Here is a 3,122-nt window from a genome sequence, read left to right on the forward strand (position 1 = left end):
GTTCAGGGCCAGGGAAAGCGCTCCGATGCCGGTCATGCTGGCGATAACGATGATGAGGCTCAGTTCCTCGGCCCAGTTGCTTGGCGCATGTCCAAGGACCAGCTTTCCCTCCCAGGCCAAAACCATGGCGCAGAGAGCGAAGGATGCGGCCGTGGCCGAATAGAGCGCGGTGATACCGGTTGTCAGGGCAGGGGCTTCGTCGCGGCCTTTCCAGTATTCGACCGCCGTTGCGAACAGAAGCAAGGCGGCGAAGGCATTTTCGAACATGAAGCCCAGCCCGTCATAGCCTAGAGCCATGGGAGGCAATGTCACGGCCAGTGAAATGGCGCTGCCAAACGCCGTTCGCGGCACTGGCGAGCCGCCGGTTCTGAACTGGTAGGCCGCGCCCAGCATTGTCGAGAAACCGAGCAGGAGGAAAGCCAGCGTGGCGATGCCCAGCAGGCGCCCGGGCATATCGATATAGGCGTCATAGAAAAAAATATCGCCGACCACGAACACCAGGCTGACCGCCCATGTCAGCAGGAACTTTTCCGAGCGAGCGGTCAGCCACATGCCAAACAAGGTCAGGCTCAGGCAGGCAGCGGAAAAACCGACAGCCAGCAGAAGTGAAGTGTAGTCGAGCGACATGCCCCTCGTCCTTGCCCGCGGCGGCCCAGATTTGCGACTGGTTCAGCTGGATTCATGCAGCAAGGAGGTATCGATAAGGTTACGACGATGGCGAAGATGCCATGATTCCGCAGCGTCAGGGCACCGACAGATCCTGGTCCACCCGCTTCATCAGTGCCATGGCGCCGAACGGCGCGCGCACCTTGCCCTCCGTGATGAAGTAGACGAACACGTCGCGCGGCTTGACCGGCGCATCGGTGGCGGGGTCGGCGCGCCGCAGGTCGGCCGGCTGCTTGCCTTGCGCCCAGATCTTTACCCGCGCGGCCCATTCATCGAGGCCTTTCGGCGTGTAGCAGTCGGGATTGTCATCGCTGCCGGTCTGCAGCCGGGCGTAGACGAAATCGGCGGTGACGTCGGCGATATCGGGATATTTGGCATGGTCGGCGTAGACGATCGCGGCCTTGTATTTTCGGGCAAGTGCTGCGAATTCCGGCACGACAAAACTGTCGTTGCGGACTTCGAGCGCATGGCGCAGCGCAACGCCGTCCTGCTTTTCCGGCAGCAGTTTCAAAAAGGCTTCGAAATCGTCCGGATCGAATTTCTTGGTCGGCGCGAACTGCCACAGGATCGGCCCGAGCTTTTCCCCGAGTGCGGCAACGCCCGAGCCGAGGAAGCGCGTCATCGATTCGCCGGCCTCGCCCAGCACGCGCCGGTTGGTGACGAAGCGGTTGCCCTTTAGCGAGTACACGAAACCGTCCGGCGCCTCGTTGGCCCATTTGACGAAGGTCGGTTCCTTGAAGCTGGAATAGTAAGTGCCGTTGACCTCGATGCTCGGCACCTGGCGAGTGGCGTAGTTCAGCTGCTTGGCCTTGGAGAGCTTGTCGGGATAGAAGGACGTATCCCAAGGCTCAAAGGTCCAGCCGCCCATGCCGGCGCGGATCGTTCCCGATGTGCTCATTGTCATCCTCCCAAGTTCAGAAATCAGGCCGCTGTGCTCTCGTGGACCGATTTCGCCATGTCGACCAGCACCCATCCCGGCCGGTAGGGATTGGGCCGGCGACCCGTTTCGTGGAAACCATAGGCCAGATAGAGCGCGATGTTCCGTTCCATCCTGGCGTTGGTGTAAAGCCGCACCTCGGGCAGGCCCCAGAGACGGGTCAGCTCATCCGCGTGTTTCAGCAGCGCAATGCCGAAGCCCTTGCCCTGAAAGTCAGGAGAGACCGCGACGGAGAAGATCATCGCGTGGTCGTCATGCCGTTCCAGCGTGATCAGTCCGGCAAGTCCGCCGCCACTTTCCAACACCCACACCTCACCACGCGCGATGCGCGGCGCGTAGTCCTCGGTGACTGGGATCGGCGGTGCGCCTAACAGTGCAGTGTAAGGCGCATAGGCCGCTTGCGTCAGCGAGACGACGGTTTGGAGATCACCGGCAAGCGCTCTTCTGATTTTCATTCAAAAGCTCTCCAGGCGCCAACCGGTCCGATCACTCCGCCGCTTCGCGCTTGCCTCCGGGGCGCCGCTCCAGAAGCTCCTTGAGGAACTGGCCGGTGTAGCTGCGCTTCTCGCGCACGATCGCTTCCGGCGTGCCGGAGGCAACCAGTTCGCCGCCGCCGTCGCCGCCTTCGGGGCCGAGGTCGAGCACCCAGTCGGCGGTCTTGATCACTTCGAGATTGTGCTCGATGACCACCACCGTGTTGCCCTGGTCGACCAGTTCATGCAGCACTTCCAACAGCTTGGCGACGTCGTGGAAATGCAGGCCGGTGGTCGGCTCGTCGAGGATATAGAGCGTCTTGCCAGTTGCCTTGCGCGACAGTTCCTTGGCCAGCTTGATGCGCTGCGCCTCGCCGCCTGACAGCGTCGTCGCCTGCTGGCCGATATGGATGTAGCCAAGGCCGACCTGCTTCAGCGTGTCGAGCTTGTCGCGCACGCCGGGCACGGCGGCGAAGAAGTCGACGCCTTCCTCGACCGTCATGTCGAGCACATCGGCGATCGACTTGCCCTTGAACACGACGTCGAGCGTCTCTCTGTTGTAACGCTTGCCGTGGCAGACGTCGCAGGTGACGTAGACGTCGGGCAAAAAGTGCATCTCGATCTTGATGACGCCGTCGCCCTGGCAGGCTTCGCAGCGGCCACCCTTAACGTTGAAGGAGAAGCGGCCGGGCTGGTAGCCGCGCGCTTTGGCCTCCGGCAGGCCGGCGAACCAGTCGCGGATTGGCGTGAAGGCGCCGGTATAGGTGGCGGGGTTCGAACGCGGAGTCCTGCCAATGGGCGACTGGTCGATGTCGATGACCTTGTCGAGGAATTCGAGGCCCTCGATGCGGTCGTGGTCGGCCGGGTGCTCGCGCGAGCCCATGATGCGGCGCGAGGCAGCCTTGAACAGGGTTTCGATCAGGAAGGTCGACTTGCCGCCGCCCGACACGCCGGTGACGGCGGTGAAGGTGCCGAGCGGTATTTCGGCGGTGACGTTCTTCAGATTGTTGCCGCGCGCGCCGACGATCTTCAGGCGGCGGTTCTTC

3 protein-coding genes and 1 pseudogene are annotated in these 3,122 nt (G+C 62.6%); all 4 read right to left on the reverse strand.

Annotated elements, in window-relative coordinates; translation table 11 throughout:
• Positions 1–627, reverse strand: a pseudogene (locus tag EN984_RS28230) (GGDEF domain-containing protein); the annotation flags it as partial.
• A gap of 115 nt (positions 628–742) precedes the next feature.
• Entirely contained in the window at positions 743–1,564 is an 822-nt protein-coding gene (locus tag EN984_RS28235; protein WP_127270120.1) for a DUF72 domain-containing protein, read from the reverse strand.
• 23 nt (positions 1,565–1,587) lie between these two features.
• A complete protein-coding gene (locus EN984_RS28240) occupies positions 1,588–2,058 on the reverse strand; it encodes a GNAT family N-acetyltransferase (protein WP_127270122.1) in 471 nt (156 codons plus the stop codon).
• Positions 2,059–2,089: 31 nt separating this feature from the next.
• A partial coding sequence (locus tag EN984_RS28245; RefSeq protein ID WP_127384115.1) for an ATP-binding cassette domain-containing protein occupies positions 2,090–3,122 on the reverse strand: 1,033 nt, incomplete at its 5' end.

Origin of the sequence: Mesorhizobium sp. M7A.F.Ca.CA.004.12.1.1, from assembly GCF_003997835.1 — a bacterium.
GTDB lineage: Bacteria > Pseudomonadota > Alphaproteobacteria > Rhizobiales > Rhizobiaceae > Mesorhizobium.

Bases quoted from the DNA above. Each gene is read 5' to 3' on its own strand.
- EN984_RS28235 (WP_127270120.1), bottom strand. From the start codon at position 1,564: ATGAGCACATCGGGAACGATCCGCGCCGGCATGGGCGGCTGGACCTTT.
- EN984_RS28240 (WP_127270122.1), bottom strand. From the start codon at position 2,058: ATGAAAATCAGAAGAGCGCTTGCCGGTGATCTCCAAACCGTCGTCTCG.